The sequence below is a fragment of the Kitasatospora sp. NPDC008115 genome (assembly GCF_042957205.1).
Lineage (GTDB): Bacteria > Actinomycetota > Actinomycetes > Streptomycetales > Streptomycetaceae > Kitasatospora.
Genome location: NZ_JBIBHU010000002.1, coordinates 160,298 through 185,000, shown reverse-complemented (window position 1 = coordinate 185,000; position 24,703 = coordinate 160,298). Strand labels below are relative to the sequence as shown.

Annotated in this window: 23 protein-coding genes; 10 read left to right on the top strand and 13 right to left on the bottom strand. The window is 74.0% G+C overall.

Annotated features, from left to right (window positions below):
• Positions 1-57 precede the first annotated feature (57 nt).
• Both ACFZBX_RS03150 and ACFZBX_RS03145 read right to left on the bottom strand, forming a co-directional pair.
• Positions 58-2,448 (bottom strand): transglycosylase domain-containing protein, encoded by a 2,391-nt coding sequence (locus tag ACFZBX_RS03150; protein WP_391531215.1) that lies wholly within the window; start codon positions 2,446-2,448, stop codon positions 58-60.
• A gap of 195 nt (positions 2,449-2,643) precedes the next feature.
• Positions 2,644-3,687 carry a hypothetical protein gene (locus ACFZBX_RS03145; RefSeq protein ID WP_391531444.1) on the bottom strand — a complete coding sequence of 348 codons (1,044 nt, stop codon included), beginning with the start codon at positions 3,685-3,687 and terminating at the stop codon, positions 2,644-2,646.
• Between the two features lie 119 nt (positions 3,688-3,806).
• On the opposite strand from ACFZBX_RS03145, the gene ACFZBX_RS03140 reads away from it, so the two are divergent.
• Positions 3,807-4,823 carry an SPFH domain-containing protein gene (locus tag ACFZBX_RS03140; protein WP_391531214.1) on the top strand — a complete coding sequence of 339 codons (1,017 nt, stop codon included), beginning with the start codon at positions 3,807-3,809 and terminating at the stop codon, positions 4,821-4,823.
• Entirely contained in the window at positions 4,820-5,737 is a 918-nt protein-coding gene (locus tag ACFZBX_RS03135; protein ID WP_391531213.1) for a hypothetical protein, read from the top strand. Before ACFZBX_RS03140 ends, ACFZBX_RS03135 begins: the two co-directional genes overlap by 4 nt.
• Positions 5,738-5,776: 39 nt before the next feature.
• Here ACFZBX_RS03135 and ACFZBX_RS03130 read toward each other — a convergent pair whose 3' ends face one another.
• The 4 genes from ACFZBX_RS03130 to map all read right to left on the bottom strand — a co-directional run bounded on the left by ACFZBX_RS03130 (position 5,777) and on the right by map (position 9,236).
• Entirely contained in the window at positions 5,777-6,643 is an 867-nt protein-coding gene (locus ACFZBX_RS03130; RefSeq protein ID WP_391531212.1) for a universal stress protein, read from the bottom strand.
• Positions 6,636-7,562: a universal stress protein gene (locus tag ACFZBX_RS03125; protein WP_391531211.1), complete on the bottom strand. Its 927-nt coding sequence runs from the start codon at positions 7,560-7,562 to the stop codon at positions 6,636-6,638. Before ACFZBX_RS03125 ends, ACFZBX_RS03130 begins: the two co-directional genes overlap by 8 nt.
• A 196-nt stretch (positions 7,563-7,758) precedes the next feature.
• On the bottom strand, positions 7,759-8,346 hold the full coding sequence (locus ACFZBX_RS03120) for an SMI1/KNR4 family protein (protein ID WP_391531210.1): 588 nt from the start codon (positions 8,344-8,346) through the stop codon (positions 7,759-7,761).
• 122 nt (positions 8,347-8,468) lie between these two features.
• Positions 8,469-9,236, bottom strand: coding sequence for a type I methionyl aminopeptidase (gene map / locus ACFZBX_RS03115; protein WP_391531209.1), 768 nt, complete (start codon positions 9,234-9,236; stop codon positions 8,469-8,471).
• Positions 9,237-9,346: 110 nt separating this feature from the next.
• Between map and ACFZBX_RS03110 the strand changes: the two genes are divergently transcribed.
• Together ACFZBX_RS03110 and ACFZBX_RS03105 are read left to right on the top strand one after the other, a co-directional pair.
• Positions 9,347-11,146, top strand: a complete 1,800-nt coding sequence (locus ACFZBX_RS03110; protein ID WP_391531208.1) for a hypothetical protein — start codon at positions 9,347-9,349, stop codon at positions 11,144-11,146.
• 24 nt (positions 11,147-11,170) lie between these two features.
• On the top strand, positions 11,171-11,446 hold the full coding sequence (locus ACFZBX_RS03105) for a helix-turn-helix domain-containing protein (protein ID WP_391531207.1): 276 nt from the start codon (positions 11,171-11,173) through the stop codon (positions 11,444-11,446).
• Between the two features lie 45 nt (positions 11,447-11,491).
• On the opposite strand, the gene ACFZBX_RS03100 is transcribed toward ACFZBX_RS03105, so the two are convergent.
• The 4 genes from ACFZBX_RS03100 to ACFZBX_RS03085 all read right to left on the bottom strand — a co-directional run bounded on the left by ACFZBX_RS03100 (position 11,492) and on the right by ACFZBX_RS03085 (position 14,938).
• Positions 11,492-12,262: an SDR family NAD(P)-dependent oxidoreductase gene (locus ACFZBX_RS03100; RefSeq protein WP_391531206.1), complete on the bottom strand. Its 771-nt coding sequence runs from the start codon at positions 12,260-12,262 to the stop codon at positions 11,492-11,494.
• 94 nt (positions 12,263-12,356) lie between these two features.
• Positions 12,357-12,947, bottom strand: coding sequence for a TetR/AcrR family transcriptional regulator (locus ACFZBX_RS03095; RefSeq protein WP_391531205.1), 591 nt, complete (start codon positions 12,945-12,947; stop codon positions 12,357-12,359).
• Between the two features lie 91 nt (positions 12,948-13,038).
• Positions 13,039-13,335, bottom strand: a complete 297-nt coding sequence (locus ACFZBX_RS03090; RefSeq protein ID WP_391531204.1) for an MTH1187 family thiamine-binding protein — start codon at positions 13,333-13,335, stop codon at positions 13,039-13,041.
• Between the two features lie 85 nt (positions 13,336-13,420).
• Positions 13,421-14,938 (bottom strand): SulP family inorganic anion transporter, encoded by a 1,518-nt coding sequence (locus ACFZBX_RS03085; protein WP_391531443.1) that lies wholly within the window; start codon positions 14,936-14,938, stop codon positions 13,421-13,423.
• Between the two features lie 737 nt (positions 14,939-15,675).
• Here ACFZBX_RS03085 and ACFZBX_RS03080 point away from each other — a divergent pair.
• Together ACFZBX_RS03080 and ACFZBX_RS03075 are read left to right on the top strand one after the other, a co-directional pair.
• Complete coding sequence (locus tag ACFZBX_RS03080) at positions 15,676-16,173, top strand: pyridoxamine 5'-phosphate oxidase family protein (RefSeq protein WP_391531203.1); 498 nt, start codon at positions 15,676-15,678, stop codon at positions 16,171-16,173.
• Positions 16,174-16,279: 106 nt separating this feature from the next.
• Entirely contained in the window at positions 16,280-16,768 is a 489-nt protein-coding gene (locus ACFZBX_RS03075; RefSeq protein WP_391531202.1) for a glutathione peroxidase, read from the top strand.
• Positions 16,769-16,800: 32 nt separating this feature from the next.
• Here the strand turns inward: ACFZBX_RS03075 and ACFZBX_RS03070 are convergent, their stop codons facing one another.
• A complete protein-coding gene (locus ACFZBX_RS03070; RefSeq protein WP_391531201.1) occupies positions 16,801-17,721 on the bottom strand; it encodes a LysR family transcriptional regulator in 921 nt (306 codons plus the stop codon).
• Positions 17,722-17,817: 96 nt separating this feature from the next.
• Here ACFZBX_RS03070 and ACFZBX_RS03065 point away from each other — a divergent pair, with 96 nt between their 5' ends.
• Genes ACFZBX_RS03065 through ACFZBX_RS03055 form a run of 3 tightly spaced genes read left to right on the top strand, consistent with a single transcriptional unit; the run spans position 17,818 to position 21,199 of the window.
• Positions 17,818-18,522, top strand: coding sequence for a succinate dehydrogenase cytochrome b subunit (locus tag ACFZBX_RS03065; RefSeq protein ID WP_391531200.1), 705 nt, complete (start codon positions 17,818-17,820; stop codon positions 18,520-18,522).
• Positions 18,519-20,465, top strand: a complete 1,947-nt coding sequence (locus tag ACFZBX_RS03060) for a fumarate reductase/succinate dehydrogenase flavoprotein subunit (RefSeq protein ID WP_391531199.1) — start codon at positions 18,519-18,521, stop codon at positions 20,463-20,465. Before ACFZBX_RS03065 ends, ACFZBX_RS03060 begins: the two co-directional genes overlap by 4 nt.
• Entirely contained in the window at positions 20,462-21,199 is a 738-nt protein-coding gene (locus tag ACFZBX_RS03055) for a succinate dehydrogenase/fumarate reductase iron-sulfur subunit (protein ID WP_391531198.1), read from the top strand. Before ACFZBX_RS03060 ends, ACFZBX_RS03055 begins: the two co-directional genes overlap by 4 nt.
• A gap of 52 nt (positions 21,200-21,251) precedes the next feature.
• Here ACFZBX_RS03055 and ACFZBX_RS03050 read toward each other — a convergent pair whose 3' ends face one another.
• Together ACFZBX_RS03050 and ACFZBX_RS03045 are read right to left on the bottom strand one after the other, a co-directional pair.
• Positions 21,252-23,027: a sulfatase gene (locus tag ACFZBX_RS03050; RefSeq protein WP_391531197.1), complete on the bottom strand. Its 1,776-nt coding sequence runs from the start codon at positions 23,025-23,027 to the stop codon at positions 21,252-21,254.
• Positions 23,024-23,626, bottom strand: a complete 603-nt coding sequence (locus ACFZBX_RS03045) for a PadR family transcriptional regulator (protein ID WP_391531196.1) — start codon at positions 23,624-23,626, stop codon at positions 23,024-23,026. Before ACFZBX_RS03045 ends, ACFZBX_RS03050 begins: the two co-directional genes overlap by 4 nt.
• Positions 23,627-23,712: 86 nt before the next feature.
• Here ACFZBX_RS03045 and ACFZBX_RS03040 point away from each other — a divergent pair, with 86 nt between their 5' ends.
• Complete coding sequence (locus ACFZBX_RS03040) at positions 23,713-24,684, top strand: formylglycine-generating enzyme family protein (protein WP_391531195.1); 972 nt, start codon at positions 23,713-23,715, stop codon at positions 24,682-24,684.
• Positions 24,685-24,703 lie beyond the last annotated feature (19 nt).

Here is a 24,703-nt window from a genome sequence, read left to right as displayed (position 1 = left end):
CCGCGACCGCGCCCCGGGACGTCCGTCGACGTCCCGGGGCGCGGTGCTGTGCGGAACTCAGCCGTCCTGGTGCTGCTCTTCGGGCGGCGCCTGCTCGCCCTGCGGCTGCTCCTGCTGCTGTTCCTGCGGCGGCTGCGCCTCCTCCTGCCGGGTCTGGGGCTGCGGCTGGGCCGGCTGGGTGGGCTGGGTGGGCCGCGGGTTGGGGTTGCGCGACGGCCGGCCGGGCGTCTGGGGGCGTCCGGGCCAGGTCGGGGCGACGTCGGTGGGCGAGCCGCTGCCCGAGCCGGCGCTCGCCGAGGGGTCCTGCTTCGGCGCCGGGTTGGGGATGTAGACGGTCTCGAACTCCTTCTCCGGCATGCCCCGGACGGCGTCGTTCATCGCCATCTGCCAGATCGGGCCGGGCCCGGTGGCGCCGAAGACCTCGTCGAACCACTTGCCGCCGATCCGGATGTTGCGCATCTTCACGCCGCCGGCCGGGCCGCCCAGCCAGACCGAGGCGGCGAGGTTGCCGGTGTAGCCGCTGAACCAGGCGGACTTCTTCTCGTCGGAGGTGCCGGTCTTGCCGGCGATCTGGCGGTCGTCGGCCAGGCCGAGGTCGCGCCCGGTGCCGCCCTTCTCGGTCACGCCCAGCAGCACGGTGTTGATGACGTCGGCGGTGCTCTCGGAGAACACCCGCTCGCACGTGGCGGGACTGACCGGGACCTCCTTGCCGTCCATCGTGGTGATGCCGCTGATCGCGACCGGTGTGCAGTAGGTGCCGCGGTTGGCGAAGGTCGCGTAGACGTTGGCCATCACCAGCGGGCTCACCTCCTGGGTGCCCAGGCCCAGCGCGGGCAGCTCCTCCAGCGGCTTGCCGCTCGCCTTGGTCAGCACGCCCAGCTTGTTGGCCATCTGCTTGACCGCGCAGAGGCCGATCTCCTGCTCCATCTGCACGAAGTAGGTGTTGACCGAGAGCGCCATCGCCTCCTTGAGCTCGTACGGGCCGACCTCGCCCGCCGACTCGTTGGGGATGGCGCCGCCCTTCTTACCCTTCTCCAGGTTCTTCCAGGTGCCGTCGCAGGTGCTCATCGTCGGCCAGTCCATCTTGTTCGGCGACGGGTAGGACTGGGTGGAGGTGAGCCCCGCCTCCAGGCCGGCGGCGGCCACGATCGGCTTGAAGTTGGAGCCCGGCTGGAAGCCGTTGCCGCCGCCCATCGCCGCGTCCACGTTGTAGTTGACGACCGTCTGGTTCTTGCCCGGGTCGATCCCGTACGGGCGGGTCTGGGCCATCGCCAGGATCTTCCCGGTGCCCGGTTCCACCATGGTGATCGCCGCCGACACCTCGTCGGTGACCTTCACCCTGCTGGTCACCGCCTTGAGCGCGGCCGCCTGCTTGACCGGGTCGAGGGTGGTGTGGATGGACAGGCCGCCCATGTCCCACAGCTTCTTGCGCTCGGCGGCGCTCTTGCCGAAGACCGGGTCCTGCTTGATCACGTGCTTGACGTAGTCGCAGAAGAAGCCCATGCCCGCGTCGGCGGTGATGCAGCCGTTCTGCGGGGCCTGGTAGTGCAGCACGACCGGCCCGGTCTTGGCCTCCTTGGCCTGCTCCGCGGTGATGTGCCGGTTCTCCAGCATCTTGTCGACCACGGTGTCGCGGCGCTTGCGCGAGGCCTCGGGGTGGGCCTTGGGGTCGAACTGGGAGGGGTTCTGCACCAGTCCGGCCAGGGTGGCCGCCTCGGCGACGGTGAGGTCCTTGGCGTTCTTGCTGAAGTAGCGCTGGGAGGCCGCCTGGATCCCGTACGCCTGCTGGCCGTAGTAGGTGATGTTCAGGTAGTTGGTGAGGATCTGGTCCTTGGTCAGCTCCTCCTCCAGCTTGATGGCGTACTTCAGCTCCTGGATCTTGCGGCCCAGGGTCTTGCGCTGGGCCTCCCGGACCGCCACCTTGTCGTCGCCGGCCTTCTCGACGTTGACGTTCTTCACGTACTGCTGGGTGAGGGTCGACGCGCCCTGCACGGCGGTGCCGCTCTCCGCGTTCTTGGTGATCGCCCGCAGGACGCCCTTGAGGTCGACCGCGCCGTGCTCGTAGAAGCGCGCGTCCTCGATGTCCACCTGGGCCTGGCGTATCAGCGGGCCCATCTCCTCGGCGGTGATCACCCGGCGGTCGCGCTCGTAGACCTTGGCTATCTGCTGGCCCTTGGCGTCGTATATCCAGCTGGCCTGGGTCAGCGGCGGGGTCTTGAGGTCGTCGGGGATGGTGTCGAACTCCTCCACGGTGCCCTTCATCCCGAGCCCGAGCGCACCGGCCGCGGGCAGCGCGATGCCCGCCAGCAGGACGCCCGCGAGGGTGCTGTAGCCGAGGAACTTCACGCCGTGGCCGAGCAGGCCGAGCGGGGTCTCGCGGCGCCGGGGGCGCGGCACCCAGGTGTCGAGGGGCTCCGGGGAGGGCGTGCGGCGGCTTCTCCGTGACATAGTCGGAACACTACGTCCACGAAAACCGCCTGTGGGGCCGGTGTTGGCCAACCTTTGTCACAAATCGGCGACAGATCGGCACTGTTGGGCGTGGCGGGACGGGCGGGTCGGGGCCGCATCCGGCCGGGGAAGGGTCGTTCGCCGACGTCCGACCGCACGGGGTGCCGGCCGGAGCGTCCGGGCGGCGCCGCGCCGTCAGCCCTCGCGCTTCCTGCGCCGCAGCCCGAACACCGCGCCGGCCACCGCGAGCAGGAACGCCACCCCGAGCACCTGGTCGCCGGTGCCGGCCGAGGAGGACGGCGGGCCGGCCTCGCCGCCCCCGGACGGCGAGGCGGACGCCGGGGCGGACGGGGCGGGCGTGGCGCTCGGCTGCGGTTCGACCGTGTCGGGCAACTGGTCGTCGTCCAGCGGCGACCGCCAGACCGGGCTGTCCTTGCCCTCGGTGCCGTAGAGCAGCGCCCGGCCGTCGGCGCTGAAGGTGACCGACTCGCCCTGGCGCTGGAACGGGGTGGAGAGCGACTCGCCCCCGCTCGGCGCGCCGTCCTTCCAGCGGTAGAGGGTGGCCGAGAAGTAACCGCGCAGCACCAGCCGGGTGCCGTCCGGCGAGAAGGCGCCGTCGGTGGTCCACGGGGCGTCCGCGATCCGGCGGAAGGTGTTGACGCCGGTCGCGGAGAGCTGCTCGGGGCCCTGGTAGAGGCCGCCGCCGCCCTGCTTCTTGCTGGCGATGTAGGCGCGGCCGGTCACCGGGTGGACCATCAGCGCCTCGGCGTCGCGCGGGCCGTCCTCGTAGCGAACCTTGTAGCGGGTCACCTGCACGGTCTGGTCGTGGAGCTCGGCGGGCTCGGCGAAGGCGTAGATCCAGACCTCGGGCCACTTTCCGCCGAGGTTGTCGCCGATGTCGCCGACGTAGAGCCGGCCGTCCGGGCCGAGCGAGACCGCCTCGACGTCGCGCGGCTCGACGCCGCGCAGGGTGACGGTGGCGACGGTGCGGCCCCGGGAGTCGACGGCGTAGACGTAGGGGCCGTCGTCGCTGTCGTTGTGCGTCCAGTGGACGCCGGGGTGCCGCCGGCTGGCCGCGAGGCCGCTGGACTCGGTGATCCGGGGGTCGTTGATGGTGAACGCCTCCCCGGCGCCGTCCGCCGCGCGGGCCGGCGGGGCGCCGAGCACGGCGGTGCCGCAGGCCGCGGCGGTCGCGCAGGCGGCGGCCAGCAGCGCGGCGGGGAGCCTCGTCGTTCGCATCCTCAGCACCGGTCGATCCTCCCACGCGCCCCGGCCGGGGAACCGGCCGGACCTTTTTCGTCATCTTGACGAGAATGAGTTCCGGCCAATATCGTCATCACGACGATAAGGAGCCTTCCATGGCCGACATCACCAAGCGCTTCGGGCTGCGCCACCTGCGCGCCCTGCCCACCGCCCACATCCGCCACGTCCGGCGCGGCCGCCTCACCCACGACGGCACCGGCCTCGCCTTCTGGTTCCGCCCGCTCACCGCGGCGCTCTCCGAGGTCCCGGTCGACGACCGCGAGCTGGCCATGCTCTTCCACGCCCGCACCGCCGACTTCCAGGACGTCACCGTCCAGGGCACCCTCACCTACCGGATCACCGACCCGGCCACCGCCGCCGCCCGCGTGGACTTCGGCATCGACCCCGACACCGGCGCCTGGCGCTCCGCCCCGCTCGACCAGCTCGCCACGCTGCTCACCGAGACCGCCCAGCAGCACGCGCTCGGCCTGCTCGCCCGCACCCCGCTCGCCGCCGCGCTGGCCGACGGCGTCACCGCCGTCCGCGAACGGATGGCCGCCGGGCTCGCCGCCGAACCCCGGCTGGCCGAGACCGGGCTCGCGGTCATCTCCGTCCGGGTGGTCGCGCTGCGCCCCGAACCGGAGGTGGAGCGCGCGCTGCGCACCCCCGCCCGCGAGCTGGTCCAGCAGGAGGCCGACCGGGCCACCTTCGAGCGGCGCGCCGTCGCCGTCGAGCACGAGCGCGGCATCGCCGAGAACGAGCTCGCCAACCGGATCGAACTCGCCCGGCGCCAGGAGCAGCTGATCACCCAGCAGGGCGCCAACGGCCGGCTCCAGGCCGAGGACGAGGCGGTCGCCGACCGGATCCGCACCGACGCCGAGGCGCAGCGCCGCACCCGCCTGGCCGGCGCCGAGGCCGACGCCGCCCGCGCCCTCGGCGAGGCCAGGGCCGCCGCCGAGGCGGCCTGGCTGGCGGCCCACCAGCAGGCCGACCCGGCCGTGCTGCGGGCGCTGGCGCTGATGCGCCTGGCCGAGCACCTGCCGCGGATCGACAGCCTCACGCTGACGCCGGACGTGCTCACCGGCCTGCTCGCCAAGCTCGGCGCGACCGGCGGCGAGGGGGCGGCGCGATGACGCTCGCGCCCAGGGTGGTCCTGGTCCACCGCCGCACCGAGTACCAGGAGCTGCTCGACCACCACGGCACGCCCGGCCAGGCCGCGTACTTCCTGAGCAGCCGGGGCCGGTCGGTCGAGGAGATCGAGCTGCGCCACCGGCGGCAGGGCCTGGCACTGGCCGAGGCGGCCGGCGCGGTGCCGCTCGACTGGCGGCGCACCCGGATCGAGCGGGCCGACCTGCCGCGGTTCCTCTTCGAGCCGGAGGACGTGGTGGTCGTGGTCGGCCAGGACGGCCTGGTCGCCAATGTCGCCAAGTACCTGGACGGCCAGCCGGTGGTCGGCGTGGACGCGGACCCCGGCCGCAATCCCGGCGTGCTGGTCCGTCACCGGGTGGCCGACCTGGCGCGGCTGCTGCCGGCCGCCGTCGGCCCGGGCCGCGAGCGGCGCACCGAGGAGCGGACCATGGTGGAGGCGGTGGCCGACGACACCCAGCGGCTGCTGGCGCTCAACGAGGTGTACGTCGGCCAGCCCGGGCATCAGACGGCCCGCTACCGGCTGGCCGTCGAGGAGCCGTCCTCCGGCGCCGCGGACGAGGGCGAGCCGCAGGCCTCGTCCGGCGTCCTGGTGGGGACCGGGACGGGCGGCACCGGGTGGTGCCGCTCGGTCTGGCTGGAGCGCGGCGGCCCGCTCGCGCTGCCGGAGCCGGGCGCCCCGGCGCTCGCCTGGTTCGTCCGCGAGGCCTGGCCCTCCCCCGCCACCGGCACCGGGCGGGTGCACGGGCTGCTCGACGCCGGCCGCCGGCTGGTCCTGACGGTCGAGTCGGACCGCCTGGTGGCCTTCGGCGACGGCGTCGAGAGCGACGCGCTGGACCTGGCCCGGGGCCAGAGCGTGCGGGTGGGCGTGGCCGCCACCCGGCTGCGGCTGCTGGGGTGAGCCCGGGCCGGTCCTGCGCGGGGTCAGTCCTGCGCGGGGTCAGTCCTGCGCGGTGTGCTCCGCCGCGCCCTCGGCCGTGCGCTCCGCCGGTTGGCGGACGACGACCACCGGGCAGTGCGCGTGCTGGATCACCGCCTGGCTGGTGGAGCCCAGCAGCAGGCCCGCGAAGCCGCCCCGGCCGCGGGCGCCGACGACCAGCAGCTGCGCCTCGCGGCTCGCCTCGATCAGCGCCGGCCGGGGGTGCGCCTCCACGACCTCGGAGTGCAGCTCGACGTCCGGGTACTTCTCCCGCCAGCCGGCCAGCGCCTCGGCGAGCACCCGTTCCTCCTGGTCGGGCCAGCTCGTGCTCGGGTGCGCGATGTGCAGGGCGGTCAGCGGGGCGCGGCGGGCGGAGGCCTCGGCGAAGGCGAAGCCGAGCGCCTCGGCGCCCACGCCGGTGCCGTCCACCGCGGCCAGCACGGGGCCCTCCGGGTCCGGCCGGCCACGGACGATCAGCACCGGGCAGTCGGCGTGCGCGGCCAGGTGCACCGCCACCGAGCCGATCAGCAGCGCGCCGAACCGGCCGAGCCCGCGGCTGCCGACGACCACCAGCGCGGCCTGCCGCGACCAGCGGGCCAGCACGGTCAGCGGCTCGCCGGTGACCAGTTCGGTCTCGACCGCCAGGTGCGGGTCCAGCGCCTCGGCGCGGGCCCGGGCGTCCGCCAGGACGCCCTCCGCCTGGTGCCGCAGCCCGCCCTCGGGCGGCCCGTCCTGGGCCGGGCCGAGCGGTACCCGCATCAGCGGCCAGATGAACGCGTGCACGATCCGCAGCCCGGTGCCGCGCAGCCGCGCCTCGCGGACCGCGACGTCCACGGCGGCCAGGCTCGCCTCCGAGCCGTCGACACCCACCAGAACCGGGTCACTCATCGCCGGCCTCCTGCTGCTGCTTCTCGTCCCGCTCGTAGGGGACGACGGCGACCGGGCACGGCACGTGGTGCAGCACGGCGTGCGCGACCGCGCCGACGTGCGCGCCGATCGGCGTGCGGCGGACCCGCCGCCCGATCACCACCAGTTCGGCGCCGGCCGCGCGGTCGGCGAGCACCTTGGCCGGGCGGGCGTTCACGGCCTCCTCGACGACCTCCACCTGCGGGTACTTGTGCCGCCAGGGCTTGACCACCCGGGTCAGCTCGCCCTTGGCGTAGACGAGCATCTCGCCGGTGACGTCGACGCTGGCCGCGATCCCCGCGTACTGGTACGTCGCGGGCAGCGTCCAGGAGTACACGGCCCGCAGCGGCAGTCCGCGGCGCTCCGCGACCTCGAAGGCGTGGGCGAGCACCGCGTCCGCGCCCTCGAACGGGTCGACGCCGACCACCACCTCGCGCGGCCCGGCCTGCTCCTCGCCGTCCTCTCCCCTGCGCACCAGCACCACCGGGCAGTCCGTCCGGGTGAGCACCCGCTGGCTCACCGAGCCGACCAGGAACCCGGCCACCGCGCCGAACCCGCGCGAGCCCAGTACCAGCAGTTCGGCCGGCGCACCGTCCGGCTCCTGGGCCCCGCTCACCTCGTCGACCAGCGCCCGCACCGGATCGGTGGGCACCTGGACGGCCTGCACGGTCAGCTCGGGCCACCGCTCCCGCACCCGCAGTTCGGCGTCGCGCAGCGTGACGTCCGCCTGCCGCCGCGCCAGGTCCACCGTGCCCAGCACCGACAGCGGCGTCACCACCGTCGGCCAGGCGAGCACCACCTTCAGCCGTGATTCCCGCCGCGCCGCCTCCTCCGCCGCCCAGTCCAGCGCGGCAAGGCTCTCGGGCGAACCATCGACACCGACGACGACGAACCTTGGCATGACGACCTCCGGCAGTTGCGAACGGGTTGCGGCCGGGCCGGGTGGAGGCCCGGCCGCAACCACCACCCTTCCCGCTCCCGACCAGCACACCCAGGGTCCAAGGTCCCCGCAACCCGGCCGACGGTCCCGCCCTCCGGCCGGAGGTCGTCAGCCTTCCCGCCAGTTCCGGAGCCCGTCCCGACGGATCGCTCCGACGTCACACCCCGCGATCCGGACCACGGCGATCCACCACGCGATCACCGGGTGAGCGCGGGAGGTCCTCGATGAGCAGAGGCCCCGGATGGAAAGTCGCACTGCCAGGCCCCAGCACCTCTTCACCGGCCAGATAGCGGTAGAGCCACTCGGCGAATCCGAAGTCATACTCGTGGAAACCCTCGCCGTCACTCGAGAAGCCGACCACGTGCCACGGGAGGTCAGGTGTGTCCCGGAAGAGGAAGACGACCTCGCCGCGGTCCGTCCGCGCCACCGGAATCAATCCGCCAGGACCTCCGAAACGGGGAACCTCACCACGGAATCCGACCCCGACTGCCCGCCAGTCAATCCCTTCAAAAACCTGGATTTCCTGTGCCACGTTTTCAGCCAGATTGAAGAACCTGGTGGCCGGGTGCCAGAGGATCAGGTGGCCGTTGAGCTGAACCGGCGCATAGGACGCCGCGACCTCCTTATAGTCATCCGGAAAATCTACGCCCAACCCGGCTTCCACCTCGAGCCACTCACACGCCGCCGGCCTCCCGGATCCTGGCGCGCCGAGGACCCTGACCAGCAATTCCACATATTCAGGCATGCTTCAATCCACCCTTATCACATATTGGGGCAACCGCCATTGGCGGTTCCACCCGTATTGCGCGATCGAGATCACACGGCAAAGACGATCGAACGTGCACGACCGGGAACGAGCCCGCCCCCTCAGGGGAGGGTGAGGATGCGGGGGCCGGTCTCGGTGATGGCGACGGTGTGTTCGATGTGGGCGGCGCGGGTGGTGTCGGTGGTGCGGAGGGTCCAGCCGTCGGGGTCGGTGGTGTGGGTGTCGGTGCCGCCGGCGATGAGCATGGGCTCGATGGCCAGGACCAGACCGGGCTTCAGGGGGAAGCCGCGGCCGGGGCGGCCCTCGTTGGGGAGGTGGGGGTCCTCGTGCATGCGGCGGCCGATGCCGTGGCCGCCGAAGCCTTCGAGGAGGCCGTAGCGGGCGGTGCGGGCGACGGTGCCGACGGCGTGGGCGATGTCGCCGGTGCGGTTGCCGACCAGGGCGGCGGCGATGCCCGCCTCCAGGGCGCGGCGGGTGGTGTCGATCAGGCGGAGGTCCTCCGGGCGGGGCGTGCCGACGGTGAAGCTGACGGCGGCGTCGCCCGCCCAGCCGTCCAGGACGGCGCCGCAGTCGACGCTCACCAGGTCGCCGTCGCGCAGCCGGTAGCCGTCGGGGATGCCGTGGACCACGGCGTCGTTGACGGAGGCGCAGATGACGGCCGGGAACGGCACCGGGGCGAAGGACGGCCGGTAGCCGAGGAACGGCGAGGTCGCGCCGGCCCCGCGCAGCACCCCGCGGGCCACCTCGTCGAGTTCCAGCAGGCTCACGCCGACGGCGGCCGCCCGTTCCACCGCGCCCAGCGCCGTGGCGACGACCCGCCCGGCCTCGCGCATCGCGGCCAGGGCCGCCTCCGACTTGAGCTCCACCATGAGGTCCTCCGACCGGCTTCGATCCAATTCTTATACCGGTGTTTGTATCACGGTCGAGCGGTGGGGAATTCGGGCGACAGGAGGGCCGGGTTCGGGGAGGATGGCGCCCGATGAGCGCGAACGACGGTGTGGCCGCAGCGGCGGGGTTCCTGGAGGCGCTGGACGGCGCGACCTGGGACGGGCCGGAGGTGCCGCAGGCGCTGCGGCGGATCGCCCACACGGGTGGGCGGGCGGCGGAGGAGGACTGCTACCCGCTCCACCGGCTCCTCACCCGGGAAGGGGCGCCGTCCGCGGCCCCGGTCGCCCTGCCGTTCGTCATCGCGCTCGCCGCCGACCCGGCGCTGGGCGCGCGGGTCGCCGTCGTCGAGCTGCTGGTCGCCCTGCGGACGCCCGAGCTGGCGGACCGGGACTGGTCGGGCGCGCTCGCCCTGCTCGACGATCCGGACCCGGCGGTGCGGCGCGCGGCGCTGCCGCTGGAGCGCGGGATCGCGCGACTGCTGGAGCGGTGGCGGGTGGAGGAGGACCCGGCGGTGCGGCTCCCGGTGCTGCTCGCCCTCGGCAAGGCCGTGGCCGTGGCCTCCGACGGGACGGGCCCGGCGGCCGACGACGCGAGGGCGGTGCTTGCGGACGTGCTGGGCGGGGACGATCCGGTGCTGCGGGTCGCGGCCGTGCACGCCGCGGCGGAGTCCGACCGGGACCTGCCGGTGCGGCAACTGGACCGGCTGGTCGAGGTGTTCCGCGATCCCGCGCTGCGCCCGCGGTTCGCCGAGGTCTGGCACACCCCGGGCGCCGAGGGCCCGTGGAGCCGCGAGGACGTGGTCCGGTCGACGACCTGGCTGCTCGCACACCGGCCCGAGGCCGAACTCGCCTTCGCGGTGAGGCTGGTGGAGGCGGCGGATCGTACCGGGGACCACGCGCTGTGCCGGGAGGCCCTGGACGCGGCCTGGCTGATGCTCACCCGGCGGCGTTCCGCGGAGGCCGCGCTGCTGCCGCTCGCGGGCGGACTGCTGGCCCACCCCGACGCGGGCGTACGGCTGCGTGCGGCCAATCTGCTGGCGGCGCTCGGCCCGGTGTCGGCCCCGTACGCCGACGGGCTCGCCGCGCTGCTCGACGACGACGGGGAGGACGAGTTCCTCGACGGCACGGTCGGCGCGATCGCCCGGTGGGCGCTGACCCGGGTCGGTGACCCGCGCGCCCTGCCCGGCCTGATCGCGCGGCTCCGCGCCCAGGCGGAGGAGCAGGGCCGCGGCTACGTCGTCGGCGAGCCGAGGCGTCCCGAGGTCGTGGACGTGCTGGTCCCGCTGCGGGCGCACGCGGACGTGCTGCTGCCCGCGATCCGGGAGGCGATCGGCGAGGGCGGGCCGCGGAGCGGGGCGACCCGGGTGTTCCTGGAGGTGCTGGAGGCCTGGGGCGAGGCCGCCCTGCCGGCCCTGCCCGAGGTGCTGTCGCTGCTCGCCGACGACTGGTCCGCGCCGCGGGCCGCCGGGGTGCTGCGGGCGATGGGTCCGCCCGCCGCGCCGACCGACGTACCGCCCGGCTCCGGCCCGACCGCGGAGCAGGTCCGGTCCGTCCTGGAGAACGCCGTGCACCTGCCGCGCATCGACGCGGCGGTCGCCCTCTGCTCGATCACCGGGGAGGCCGGACCCAGCCTGTCGGTCCTGGCGGAGTTCGTCCTGCCGGTCGCGGAGGGCGGTCGCGGCTTCCTGCACTTCCGCGCCGCCCTCCGGGGTCTGCTCCGGATCGGCGCGATCGGCCCGGCGATCCGGGCCGCGCTGCTGACGGTCCGGCGGTCGGACCGCCGGCTGGCCGACGAGGGCGGGTACCCGATGGTGCTGCGCGACCAGGAGCTGCGCGCGCTGGTCGAACGGGCCCTCGCGTGCCCGGATCACCCGTCCGGCGGAGCGTCCTGACCGCCGTGGCCTACCATCGGGGGCATGGTGAGGACTCCGCTGACCCCCGGGGAACGCGAGCGCGGGGAGCGTTTCGGTGTGCTGCTGCGCGAGGCGCGGGGCGGGCGCAGCATGGTCGAGGTGGCGGCGGCGGCCGGGGTGTCGGCCGAGACGCTGCGCAAGATCGAGACCGGCCGGGCGCCGACGCCGTCGTTCTTCACCGTCGCGGCACTGGCGTACGCGCTGGGGCTCTCGCTGGACGAACTGGCCGCCGCCTGCGCGGCCCCCGTCGAGGACGAGGACCAGGCCCTGTCGGCCTGACGCGGCGGCGGCCGGTGGTCCGGCGCGCCAGGCGGGTCGGGCGGCTCAGGCGGTGATGCCGCCGTCCAGGACGAGGTCGGCGCCGACGGTGAAGGCGGACTCCTCGGAGGCGAGGTGGAGGACGGCGGCCGCGACCTCCTCGACGGCGCCGGCACGGCCGGCCGGGACGCTGTCCTTCATCCGGTCCGCCTTGTCGGAGGCGCTCTCGCCGGGCCGGGAGGACATCGTGGTGTCGATCGGGCCCGGGCTGACCAGGTTGATCCGCACGCCGTCGGCGATGTGGTCGCGGGCGGCGCTGCGGGTCAGGGTGGCGACGGCGGCCTTGGAGACGGCGTAGGCGCCGAGGTCCGCCACCCGCAGGTGGGTGCCGAGGTTCGAGGAGATGTTGACGATCGCCCCGCCGCCGTTGGCGCGCAGGTGGGCGATCTGGTGCTTCATCGCGTACCAGGTGCCGTTGAGGTTGATGTCGATCAGCCGCCGCCACTCCTCGTCGGCGACGTCGGCGATCGGGCCGAGGCCGCCGAGGACGCCCGCGTTGTTGACCGCGACGTCCAGGGCGCCGAGGTGCTCGACGGTCTCGCGGACCAGGCGGGCGGCGTCGGCGGGGTCGGCCACCGAACCGGTCAGCGCGACGGCGGTGCCGCCCTCCCGCTCGATCAGGGTGACGGTCTCGGCGAGGGCGCTCGCGGTGCGGCCGGCGACGGCGACGCGGGCGCCCTCGCGGGCGAAGGCGAGGGCGACGGCTCGGCCGATGCCACTGCCGCCACCGGTGACCAGGACGGACTTGCCGGTGAAGCGGGTGGTGCTGCGGGTCATGCGAGTACTCCTCGATCGAGAGTCTAAATTGACCGTTCGGTTCAGAATAGAGACAGCAGAAAGAGCACGAGCGGGAGCGAGGCAGGGCGGCCGGTCAGTCCAGCAGGGCCAGCGCCTGCTCGGCGGCGTCGCGCAGCCGGGCGGAGCCGTCGCCGGCCTTGCCGATCACCCGCATGCCCTGGAACAGCACCAGCAGCATCCGGGCGAGCGCCTGCGGGTCACGGCCCTCGGGCAGTTCGCCCTGGGCCTGCGCCCGGACCAGCGCCGACGCCAGCACGGTCTCCAGCTGTTGCAGGCTGGTCTCCACCCGGCGGGCGGCGCCCGGGTCGTGCGGGGCCAGCTCCACCGCGGTGTTGGTGACGAAACAGCCCCGCCGCACGCCGCACTCGCCGTCCGCGGCGGATTCGCCGGCGAAGCGGCGGACCAGGGCGCGGACGGCCGGGAGGACCGGTCCGGGCTGCGACAGCTCGGCCAGCAGCACGGGTTGCTGCTGCTGCCCGTACCGCTCAAGCGCGCGCAGGTAGAGCTCGCGCTTGCTGCCGAAGGTGGCGTAGACGCTGGCGCGGGCGATCCCGAGGTGCTCGACCAGGTCGGCCATCGAGGTGGCCTCGTAGCCGCGCCGCCAGAACAGCTCCAGTGCCGACTGGAGTGCCGCGTCGGGGTCGAATTCCTTGGTTCGCGCCATGTCTGAAAGGTAGTCGATTCCAGATCGATCGGTCAAGAAAGAAGCCGAGGGGCCGGCCCGCCCCGGCGGGGGGCGGGCCGGCGCGGGCGGTTCATCCCCCGGCGAGGTGGCGTTCCACGGTGGCGACCTTGCTGGTCAGGCCGTCGGTGACCCCGGCGCGGTCGTCGATCTTGATGACGGTGCTGACCCGGCTGCTGTAGGCCTTGACCGCCTCGATCGCCTCCCGGATGACCGGCATCACCTCGTCCCACTCCCCCTCGACGCTGGTGAACATGGCGTCGGTGCGGTTGGGCAGCCCGCTCGCGCGGACCACCTTCACGGCGGCGGCGACCGCCTCCCCCACGTCCTCGCCGACCCCGAGCGGGGTGACCGAAAAGGCTGCGATCACGGCTGCGTCTCCTCCCAGTGCGACCCGATGGCCGGGCGGCCCGGGTCGGCCGCCGGGCCGTGGGCCACCAGGCTAGGGAGCGGAGTCAGACGACGGTCGGCAGCGGCGGGTCGACGGCCAGCGGGGCGGAACTGCGGGCGCGGTGCTGGGCCGCCCAGGTGGTGAGGGCGACCGTGCAGGCGTGGTCGAGGTGGCGCAGCCCGGACCAGTCGAGCTCGACCGGCCGGTCCGCCGGGAGGCGTTCCAGGGTGTCCAGCAGCCGGGGCAGCCGCAGGAAGGTGGCGTTGCCGCTCAGCCGCACGCGCAGGGGGCGCTCGCACGCGCCGGGGGCGGACGGCGGTTCCTCCACACCGATCTGCAGGTGGGAGGTCTGCCAGGCGGACTTGGCCACGGCGAGGCCGACGCCGATCAGCACCCCCTCGAACAGGTCGGTGGTGATCACCGAGACGGTGGTGACGACGAGCACCGCCGCCTCGCCCCGGTGGTCGCGGCAGAGCGCGGCGATCCGCCGCAGCGGGATGAGCTTGGCGCCGGCGTGGACCAGGACGGCGGCCAGCGCGGTGAGCGGGACCAGGTCGAGCACCCCGGGCAGCAGGGCGGTGAACAGCAGCAGCCAGCCGCCGTGCATCACCCGGGAGGCCTTGGTACGGGCGCCGGCCTGGACGTTGGTCGCGCTGCGGACGATCACGGCCGTCATCGGGAGCGCGCCGAGCAGGCCGCAGAGGGTGTTGCCGACGCCCTGGGCGGTGAGCTCGCGGTCGTAGTGGGTGCGCGGGCCGTGGTGCATCCGGTCGACGGCGGCGGCGCTGAACAGGGTCTCGGCGGAGGCGATCAGGGTGAAGGCGAGGATGGTGCCGACGCCGGCCGTGGTGGCCAGGGCGCCGAGCGCGGCGTGGTCGGGCAGCCGGACGACGTCGAGCAGGCCGGCCACCTCGACCCGGGCCACCGGCAGGTCGGCGACGGCGGTGACGGCGGCGGCCAGGCCGACGGCGCCGAGCGGGCCGGGCAACGCGCGGGCGAGGCGCGGCGGCAGGTACTTCCAGGCGACCAGCACCAGCAGGGTGGCCGTGCCGAGCGCCACCGCGCTGGGGTTGGCGGCCCCGGTGACGGCGTCGCGCAGCAGCGCGGGCAGGCCGGCGATCTTCTCCGGCCCCGAGGCGGGCCCGCGGCGGTCGGCGAGCGCGTACAACTGGCCGAGCACCAGGGTCAGTCCGATGCCGGCCAGCATGCCGTGCACCACCGAGGCCGACATGGCGCGGAACCAGCGGCCCAGCCGCAGGGCGCCCATGGCGAGTTGGAGCAGGCCGGTGAGCAGGACCAGGACGCCGAGGGCGCCCAGGCCGTACTCCTGGACGGCCTCGTGGACGAGGACGGTCAGGCCGGCGGCCGGGCCGCTGACCTGGAGACTGCTGCCGGGCAGGGCGCCCACCACCAGTCCGCCGACGATGCCGGTGACCAGGCCGAGTTCGGCGGGTACGCCGGAGGCGACGGCGACGCCGACGCAGAGCGGGAGGGCGACCAGGAAGACCACCAGGGAGGCGGGCAGGTCGTGGCGCCAGGGCACGGCGCGCAGGACGGCGGCCGGGCGGCGGTGCGGCGGCACCCGGCGGGGGCGGGGGGTCGGGTCGTTCACCGGCGCACCCCCGTCGAGACGGTGGGAGCGGCGGGAGCGGCGTGAACGGCGGGCGTGGCGTGAACGGCGGCGAGGGCGGCGGTGGCTGGAGCGGCGGGGCAGGCGGGCAGGGCACAGCGACAAGGCATGAGGAGCTTCCTTCCGCGCACCCGGCACGGCGGCGCGCCGCGGGCGGCGCATCGCTGCGGGTGCGTTGCTGCGGGTGCGTTGCTGCGGGTGCGGTGCTGCGGGTGCGGTGCTGCGAGGTGCTGCTGATGGCTGCGGTGCTGCGATGGCGGCTGGGACGCGCGGGACGGGCCGGCCGGCGCGGCGGGCGTGCTGCGGAGACCCGACGGCCGGAGCACCCCCGCTCCCTGGACGGCCCCCAACCCCCTTGCCGTGACCCCCTGTTGAACATGGCAACCATGACGGGTCCGGCGTGCCACCGACGGTACCCAGCACCCCGGAGCCGGCCAACCTCGCACACCATCCCTTCACCCGAGCGGCACACCGGGGGCGCTTCCGGGCCGGAATCCCGCCGTCGGACGGGTACGCACGTTCGCCCGTCGAGCAGGCGGACGAACCCGCGCCCGCCCGCCGTCGCGCCCCCGCCCCGGCACCGCCGGGCGTTCCGTCCGCAGGCGGTGCGGGTACGTACCAGGGACCGCCCGCGCGCGACGCCCGCGCGCGGGCCTTCCTGCCCGGGAGGCCCCACCGTGTCCTTCGCGATGACCCGTACCGCGTGCGAGCGCTTCCTGGCCGGCGTGCACGTCGGCGTCCTGTCCGTCGCCGGCGCCGAGCCCGGCCAAGCCCCGCTCACCGTGCCGATCTGGTACGCCTACCACCCCGGCGGACTGGTCACCGTGCTGACCGGCCGGTCGTCCGTCAAGGCGCGCCGGATCCGGACGGCCGGCCGCTTCACGCTCTGCGCCCAGCAGGAGGAACCGCCCTGCCGCTACGTGAGCGTGACCGGGCCGGTGGTGGCGATCGAGGACGCCGTCGACCCGGACGAGCGCGCCGCGCTGGCCCACCGCTATCTGCCGCCCGCCACCGCCGCCGCCTATCTGCTGGCCACCGCCGAGCAGTTGACGGCGGACGTCACCGTCCGGATGCGGCCCGAGCGGTGGCTCAGCGCGGACTTCACCACCGTCACCGAGCAGATAGCCGTCCTGGAGCGCACGGCCGGACAGCCCTCGCCGGAACACCCGCCGGCCGGGCGCGGTTGAGCGGGTGGGCGCGCCGGGCGGGATACCGTACCCGCGCGGGCCCGCCCGCCCGCGCACCACCGACAACCGACGACGACCTGCGATCCGCTCCGAAGGGGACCCCACCGTGAGCCTGTACGACATCCCGCTGCGCACCCTGTCCGGCGAGGCCGCCTCGCTGGCCGACTACAAGGGCAAGGCGCTGCTGATCGTCAACGTCGCCTCCAAGTGCGGCCTGACCCCCCAGTACGCCGGCCTGGAGCGGCTCCAGGAGCGGTACGCCGAGCGCGGCTTCACCGTGCTGGGCTTCCCCTCCAACCAGTTCGCCGGGCAGGAGCCGGGCAGCGCCGAGGAGATCCGGACCTTCTGCTCCACCACCTACGGCGTGACCTTCCCGCTGTTCGAGAAGACCGACGTGAACGGCGACGACCGGCACCCGCTGTACGCGCGGCTGACCGAGACGGCCGACGCCGAGGGCAAGGCCGGGGACGTGGCCTGGAACTTCGAGAAGTTCGTCATCGGTCCGGACGGCGCCGTGGCGGCCCGGATCCGGCCGCGCACCGAGCCGGAGGCGGACGAGGTGACCGCCGCCATCGAGGCCGTGCTGCCCGGCTGAGCACACCGTGACCGGGGGCCGGGCCGTCCGCTCTACAGCAGCAGCCTGGTCCCCGGCGGGAGTTCGCCGTCCCGGGCCGCGTCGTGCAGGTGCGCCAGCAGGGTCGCCCGCAGTGCCTCGGCCGCCCGGGTCGGCGGCACCTCGTGGCCGTGCGCGACGGCGATGGTGCGGCCGAGGCCCGGGCCGGCGAACGGGGTCACCGCGAGGCCCGAGCGGTGGGCGACCATGCCGGGCACCACGGCCGGCCCGAGCCCGGCCCGCACGAAGCCGAGCACCGCGTCCATCTCGCCGCCCTCGACGGCGAACTCCGGCTCGAAGCCGGCCGCCCGGCAGGCCGCCAAGGTGGCCTCCCGCACGTCGTAGCCCTCCCGGAACATCACCAGCGGCCGCCCGCGCAGCTCCGCCACCCGCACCGTGCGCCGGGCCCGCGGCTGCGCCGAGACCAGCACCAGGTCCTCGTGCAGCAGCCCGGTGACGGCCAGCGCCGGCGCCGCCTCCCCGCGCGGCGGGGTGATGACCAGCGCGAGGTCCAGCTCGCCCGCCGCGAGCAGGCGCACCAGGTCCCGCGAGCCGCCCTCGCGCACCACCAGCGCCACGCCCGGGTAGCGGTCCCGGAACACCCGCAGGACGTCCGGCACCAGGCTGGTGCACAGGCTCGGCGGCGCGCCGAGCCGCACCCGGCCGCGGCGCAGCTGCACCGTCTCCTGGACGGCCAGGCGGGCGCTCTCGGTGTCCGCGAGGATGCGCCGGGCGAGCGGCAGCAGGGCGTCCCCGGCGTCGGTCAGCGCGATGTTGCCGCGCGTGCGGTGGAACAGCTCAGCGCCCAACTCCCTTTCCAGCGAACGGATCTGTTGCGAGAGGGACGGCTGGGCGACATGCGCGGCCTCGGCCGCGCGGGTGAAGTGGCGGGTCTCGGCGACGGCCACGAAGTAGCGGAGTTGCTGGAGCTGCACACGGCCAGGATAGGCCGCTTCGATAGCCGATGCCTATGGTGGCCAGCCGCATCATGTCTTGGACGCACCCTCGCCCGCCTCCTTACCGTTGTCGCCATGACAACCGCGACTCGGACGGCCCGGCACCCGTCCACCCTGGCGACCCTGTGGCGGTCGACCGTCGGCAAGAAGGCGGTCATGGCCGTCAGCGGACTGGTCATGCTGCTGTACCTGGTCGCCCACATGCTCGGCAACCTCAAGGTCTTCTTCGGCCCGGACGACATCAACGGCTACGCGGCCTGGCTGCGCACCCTCGGACAGCCGTTCCTCGGGCACGAGTGGTTCCTGTGGATCGCCCGGGCGGGCCTGCTGGCCGCCGTCCTGCTGCACGGCGTGGCCGCGTACCAGCTGAGCCGGCGCGACCTCGCCGCCCGCCCGAACAAGTACGCCCACCAGCGGCGGCGGGCGAGCTACGCGACCCGGACGATGCGCTGGGGCGGGGTGATCCTGGCGCTGTTCATCGTCTGGCACATCCTGGACCTGACCACGCTGACCGTGAACCCCGCCGCCGAGCACGGCCGGCCGTACCAGAACATCGTGGCGTCCTTCGGCACCTGGTACTCCTGCGTGATCTACGTCGTCGCGATGCTCGCCGTCGGCCTGCACATCCGGCACGGCTTCTGGAGCGCGGCGCAGACCCTCGGCGCCAACAACGCCCGCCGCCACCGCGCGCTGAAGCTCACCGCCAACGGCCTGGCGCTGGTGCTGACCGCGGGCTTCCTGTCCGTCCCCGTGGCCGTGATGACCGGAGTGGTGAAGTGAGCGAGTACCCGGACTACACCGTCGGCGAGCCGATCGCCGATACCCGGGCCCCCGCGGGGCCGATCGAGCAGCGCTGGGACCAGCGGCGCTTCGAGGCCAGGCTGGTCAACCCGGCGAACCGGCGCAAGCACACGGTGATCGTGGTCGGCACCGGCCTGGCCGGCGGCGCGGCCGGCGCCACGCTCGCCGAACAGGGCTACCACGTCGTCCAGTTCTGCTTCCAGGACTCCCCCCGGCGGGCCCACTCGATCGCCGCCCAGGGCGGCATCAACGCCGCCAAGAACTACCGCAACGACGGCGACTCGATCCGCCGGCTGTTCTACGACACGGTCAAGGGCGGCGACTTCCGCGCCCGCGAGTCCAATGTCCACCGCCTGGCGCAGGTCTCGGTGGAGATCATCGACCAGTGCGTGGCCCAAGGCGTGCCGTTCGCCCGCGAGTACGGCGGCCTGCTGGACACCCGCTCGTTCGGCGGCGTGCAGGTCTCCCGGACGTTCTACGCCCGCGGCCAGACCGGCCAGCAGCTGCTGCTCGGCGCCTACCAGGCGCTGTCGCGGCAGATCGCCGCCGGGAACGTGGAGATGCACGCCCGCACCGAGATGCTGGACCTGCTGGTGATCGACGGCCGGGCGCGCGGCATCGTCGCCCGCGACCTGGTCACCGGCGAGATCACCACCCACACCGCCGACGCCGTGGTGCTGGCCTCCGGCGGCTACGGCAACGTCTTCTACCTCTCCACCAACGCCAAGAACTCCAACGCCACCGCGATCTGGCGGGCGCACCGGCGCGGCGCGTACTTCGCCAACCCGTGCTTCACCCAGATCCACCCGACCTGCATCCCGCGCTCCGGCGACCACCAGTCCAAGCTCACCCTGATGAGCGAGTCGCTGCGCAACGACGGCCGGATCTGGGTGCCCAAGGCCAAGGGCGACACCCGCCCGCCGGCCGAGATCCCCGAGGAGGAGCGGGACTACTACCTGGAGCGGATCTACCCGGCGTTCGGCAACCTGGTGCCGCGCGACATCGCCTCCCGGGCCGCCAAGAACGTCTGCGACGAGGGCCGCGGCGTCGGCCCCGGCGGGCAGGGCGTCTACCTGGACTTCGCCGACGCCGTCCGCCGGATGGGGCGGGACGCGGTGGAGGCCAAGTACGGCAACCTGTTCGAGATGTACGAGCGGATCACCGCCGAGGACCCCTACCGGGTGCCGATGCGGATCTTCCCGGCGATCCACTACACGATGGGCGGGCTCTGGGTCGACTACGACCTGCGGACGACGGTCCCCGGCCTGTTCGCGATCGGCGAGGCCAACTTCTCCGACCACGGCGCCAACCGGCTCGGCGCGAGCGCGCTGATGCAGGGCCTGGCGGACGGCTACTTCGTGCTGCCGCCGGTGCTCAACGACTACCTGGCCGGTGAGCGGCTGCCCGCCGTCCCGCCCGGCCACGAGGAGATCGCCTCGGTGGAGGCCGAGGTCACCGACCGGCTCAACCTGATCCTCGCGGTGAACGGCGACCGCACGCCCGACTCCTTCCACCGCGAGCTCGGCGAGCTGCTCTGGGACGAGTGCGGGATGGCCCGCGACGAGGCCGGGCTGCGCCGCGCGCTGGAGCGGATCCCGAAGCTGCGCGACGAGTTCTGGCGCCGGATCAAGGTGCCCGGCACCGGCCAGGAGCTCAACCAGTCGCTGGAGAAGGCCAACCGGCTGGTCGACTACTTCGAACTGGCCGAGCTGATGTGCCTGGACGCGCTGCACCGCGCCGAGTCCTGCGGCGGCCACTTCCGCACCGAGAGCCAGACGGCCGACGGCGAGGCCGCCCGGCGCGACGAGGAGTACTCCTACGCCGCCGCCTGGGAGTTCACCGGCACCGGGCGGGCGCCCGTCCTGCACCGCGAGCACCTCGACTTCGAGTACGTCCACCCCACCCAGCGGAGCTACGCGTGAACCTCACCCTTCGGATCTGGCGCCAGGCGGGCCCCGACACGCCCGGCTCGATGACCACCTACCAGGTCAGCGGGATCAGTCCGGACATGTCCTTCCTGGAGATGCTGGACACCCTCAACGAGGAGCTGATCACCCGGGGCGACACCCCCGTCGCCTTCGACCACGACTGCCGCGAGGGCATCTGCGGCGCCTGCGGCATGGTCATCAACGGCCAGGCGCACGGCCCCGAGCGGACCACCACCTGCCAGCTGCACATGCGGCACTTCCAGGACGGCGACACCATCGACGTCGAGCCGTGGCGGGCGGCGGCCTTCCCGGTGGTCAAGGACCTGGTGGTGGACCGCTCGGCCTTCGACCGGATCATCGGCGCCGGCGGCTACATCACCGCCCCGACCGGCAGCGCGCCCGAGGCGCACGCCACGCCCGTCCCCAAGGAGACCGCCGACACCGCCTTCGAGCACGCCGAGTGCATCGGCTGCGGGGCCTGCGTGGCGGCCTGCCCCAACGGGTCGGCGATGCTCTTCACGTCCGCCAAGGTGGTGCACCTGAACGTGCTGCCGCAGGGCGCGCCGGAGCGGAGGTCCCGGGTGCGGGACATGGTGGCCACGATGGACGCCGAGGGCTTCGGCGGCTGCACCAACACCGGCGAGTGCGCGACGGCCTGCCCCAAGGGCATCCCGCTGCCGAGCATCGCGGCGATGAACCGCGAGTTCCTGCGCAGTTCGCTGGGCTGAGAACACCGGGACGGCGCCCCTCCCTTTCCGGGGAGGGGCGCCGTCGTCGCCGTTACGCGGGGTCCGGCAGCGCGGCCAGGGTGCCGGCCAGGGCGTGCAGGTCCGCCGGGCGGACGGACGGGCCCATGGCGGCGAGCCGGAACGGCGAGAGCCCGCCGAGCATCGCCTGGAGGCCGGGGTTGGCCAGCATCGGCAGCCGCGCCAGGACGGCCTCGCGCGCCTCCTCGTCCGCCAGCAGCGCGCGCAGCGGGGTGTGCACCGAGCGCGGGCCGTCGGCGAAGTCGCCCGCCTCCGGCAGCGGCTCACCGGCGGCGAGCGCCTGCGGCCGCTGGGCGCGCGCGAGCAGGTGCTCGGCGGTGACCGGCCCTTCGGCGGGCAGGCCGAGCCGTTCGAACTGGTCGGCAGGTGCGTCGCCCTCGCGCAGCGCCTCGGTGAGCAGCGTGGCCATCCGCAGCTCCAGCTCGTCGTCGACCAGCGGGTTCTCCTGCTCCGGGTCGCTCTCCAGGTCGAACAGCAGGGTCCCGAACGCGTACGGGTTGCCCCAGGAGGAGGCCGGCATCCGCAGCACGGGCACGCCCTTGGTGAAGGGCAGCGGACCGGCCAGGGTGGCGCCGGCCAGTTCCCGCGGGGTGAAGTGGCCGCGCATGTGGGTGGGCATCAGGGTGTGCTCGAACAGCGGCCGGTTGGACGGGTCCTTGCAGGCGCGCATGTAGACGTGGCGGCCGTCGGTGATGCTGACGTGCCCGCCGAAGACGCCGAACAGGCCGTGCGGGCGGACCGGGGCGTCGGAGGCGACCGTGTCGACGAGCGGGCGGCCCTGCATGTCGGGGGTGCGCGGGACGTCGAAGTACTCCAGCAGGGTCGGCCCGAGGTCGATGGTCTGCACGAGGGAGGCGCGCCGTCCGGTGGCCCGGCTGCGCGGGTCCCAGACGAACAGCGGGGTGTGGATGTTCTCGTCGTACCAGGGCTGGACGTTCTTGCCCCACCAGCCGCGCTCCCCGAGCAACAGGCCGTGGTCGGTGCAGACGATCAGCAGGGTGTCGTCCCACAGGCCGTGCTCGTCGAAGGCGTCCAGGACCCGGCCGAGCGAGTCGTCGCACATGGTGAGCAGCGCGGCGTACTCGTTGCGGGCGTGCTCGACGGCCTCCGGGCTCTCGGTGACGCGCTTGTAGTCGGGCCAGTCGAAGTGCGGGCCGTCCCAGTCGTGCGGGTAGTGCTTCTTGTGCTCGGCGTAGGAGTAGAACGGCTCGTGCGGGTCGAAGCACTCGATCTGCAGGAACCAGCGGTCCTGCTCGCGGTTGGTGGCGATGAACTCCAGGCCGGCGTCGAAGGTGCGGGTCTGCGGGTGGTCGGCGACGTCGGCCAGGTACTGGCGGTTGACCCAGTCCTGGCGCCACATCGGGCCGTCGCGCCAGGAGAGCGTCTCGGGGATGTCCGGGTCGGCGACGTGGCCCTTCCACTTGTCGCCCTCCTGGCCGCGGAAGAACTCGTAGCTGTTGTAGCGGTTGTGGTAGGTGGCGCCGCCGTCCTCCCAGTAGTGCTGGTGGTCGGTGACCAGGTGGGTGTAGACGCCCGCCTTGCCCAGCAGGTCGGGGACGGAGTCGTCGAAGGGCTCCAGCGGGCCCCAGGAGCGGTGCAGGAAGTTGTAGCGGCCGGTGTGCATCTCGCGGCGGGCCGGCATGCAGGGCATGGAGCCGCCGTAGCAGTTGTCGAAGGTCGCGGCGCGGGCGGCGAGGCGGGCGAAGTTCGGCGCGACGGTCCAGTCGCAGCCGTAGGGCGGCAGGAACCGGCGGTTGAGGCTGTCGAACATGACCATGACGGCTTTCACCGGGGCGTCTCCTCGGGGCTGGTGGTGCTGGTGGTGGGGATGGTTCCGTCGGCGAGCAGCCGGCGGACCCGCTCCAGCCAGTCGATCCAGGTGTCGACGGCGGAGGTGCCGTACTCGTGGGTGAGCTCGCGGATCATCCGCAGCCGCCGGACGTCCGACTCCGGGGTGCCCTCGGCGAAGACCAGTGAGCGGTCCCGGGGGCGCATGAGCGCCACCTGGCGGCGGCGGTAGTCGAGCTCGGTGTCGATCAGCGGGATCAGCTGCTCCGGCGCGAGCTGGGCGGAGAAGTAGAACCGGGCCATGAAGTCCGGGTCCTGGAAGCGGCTGGCCGGTTCGAACGGCGAGCGGGCCTCCCGGATCAGCTCGGCCCGGCCGGCGTCGGTCAGCCGGTAGACCTTGGCGTCCGGGCGGCCGTCGCGCGGGTCGGTCTCGTAGACCACCCAGCCCTGGTCGGCCATCCGCTTGAGCAGCCGGTAGATCTGGCTCGGGTGCGCGTGGGAGCGGACGAACTGCCCCTCCCCCGCCAGCCACTGCTTGAGGTCCCAGCCGCTGCGCGGATGGATGGCCAGCAGGCCCAGCAGGACGTGGTCGAACTTCACCGGTGCCCTCTCCCCGGCTCTCACCGGTTCCTCGGATCTCGATAGGTGCATTCTCACCTAGGTGCAAAGTGCTATAGCTTGGGCCCATGAGTCAACCCCCCGCCGCACGCGCCTGCTGCATGCCGTCGGCCCCGGCCGGCCCAGAACCCGTCCCGCTGCTCCCGCCGCCGACCGCGCCGCAGCTGCCCGAGCACCCCGAAGTGGCGCTTCCCGGCGGGGTGTTCGCGATGGGGGACGCCTTCGGGGAGGGGTACCCGGCGGACGGCGAGACGCCCGTGCACGAGGTGGAACTGGCGCCGTTCACCATCGACACCGAACCGGTGACCACCGCCCGGTTCGCCGCCTTCGTCGCGGCCACCGGCCACCGCACCGACGCCGAGCGGGCCGGCTCCTCCGCCGTCTTCCACCTGTTCGTCCTCGCCGACCCCGCCGACGTGCTGGGCCGCTCCCCCGCCGCGCCCTGGTGGGTCGAGGTGCGCGGCGCCGACTGGCGTCACCCCTTCGGCCCGCTCAGCGACGCGGAGGACCTCCAGGACCACCCCGTGGTGCACATCAGCCACCGGGACGCGCTCGCGTACTGCCACTGGGCCGGGCGCCGGCTGCCCACCGAGGCCGAGTGGGAGTACGCCGCGCGCGGCCCGCTGGCCGGCCGCCGCTACGCCTGGGGCGACGAACTGCGCCCGGACGGCGCGCACCGCTGCCGGATCTGGCAGGGCCGCTTCCCCGACCTGCCGACCGGCGAGGACGGCTGGTACGCGACCGCGCCGGTCGGCCACTACCCGCCGAACGGCTTCGGCCTGGTGGACGTGGCCGGGAACGTCTGGGAGTGGTGCGCCGACCGGTTCGACCCCGCGTACTACGCCCGCTCGCCGCGCTTCGACCCACGCGGGCCGGGCGAGGGGGGCGGTGCTGCCGCGGCTTCGGGGCGGCGGGTGCTGCGGGGTGGCTCGTACCTGTGCCACGACTCCTACTGCAACCGCTACCGGGTGGCCGCGCGCACCGGCAACACGCCCGACTCCACCAGCGGCAACTGCGGCTTCCGCACGGTGGCACGCTGAACTGCGGGACAGCGCGCCG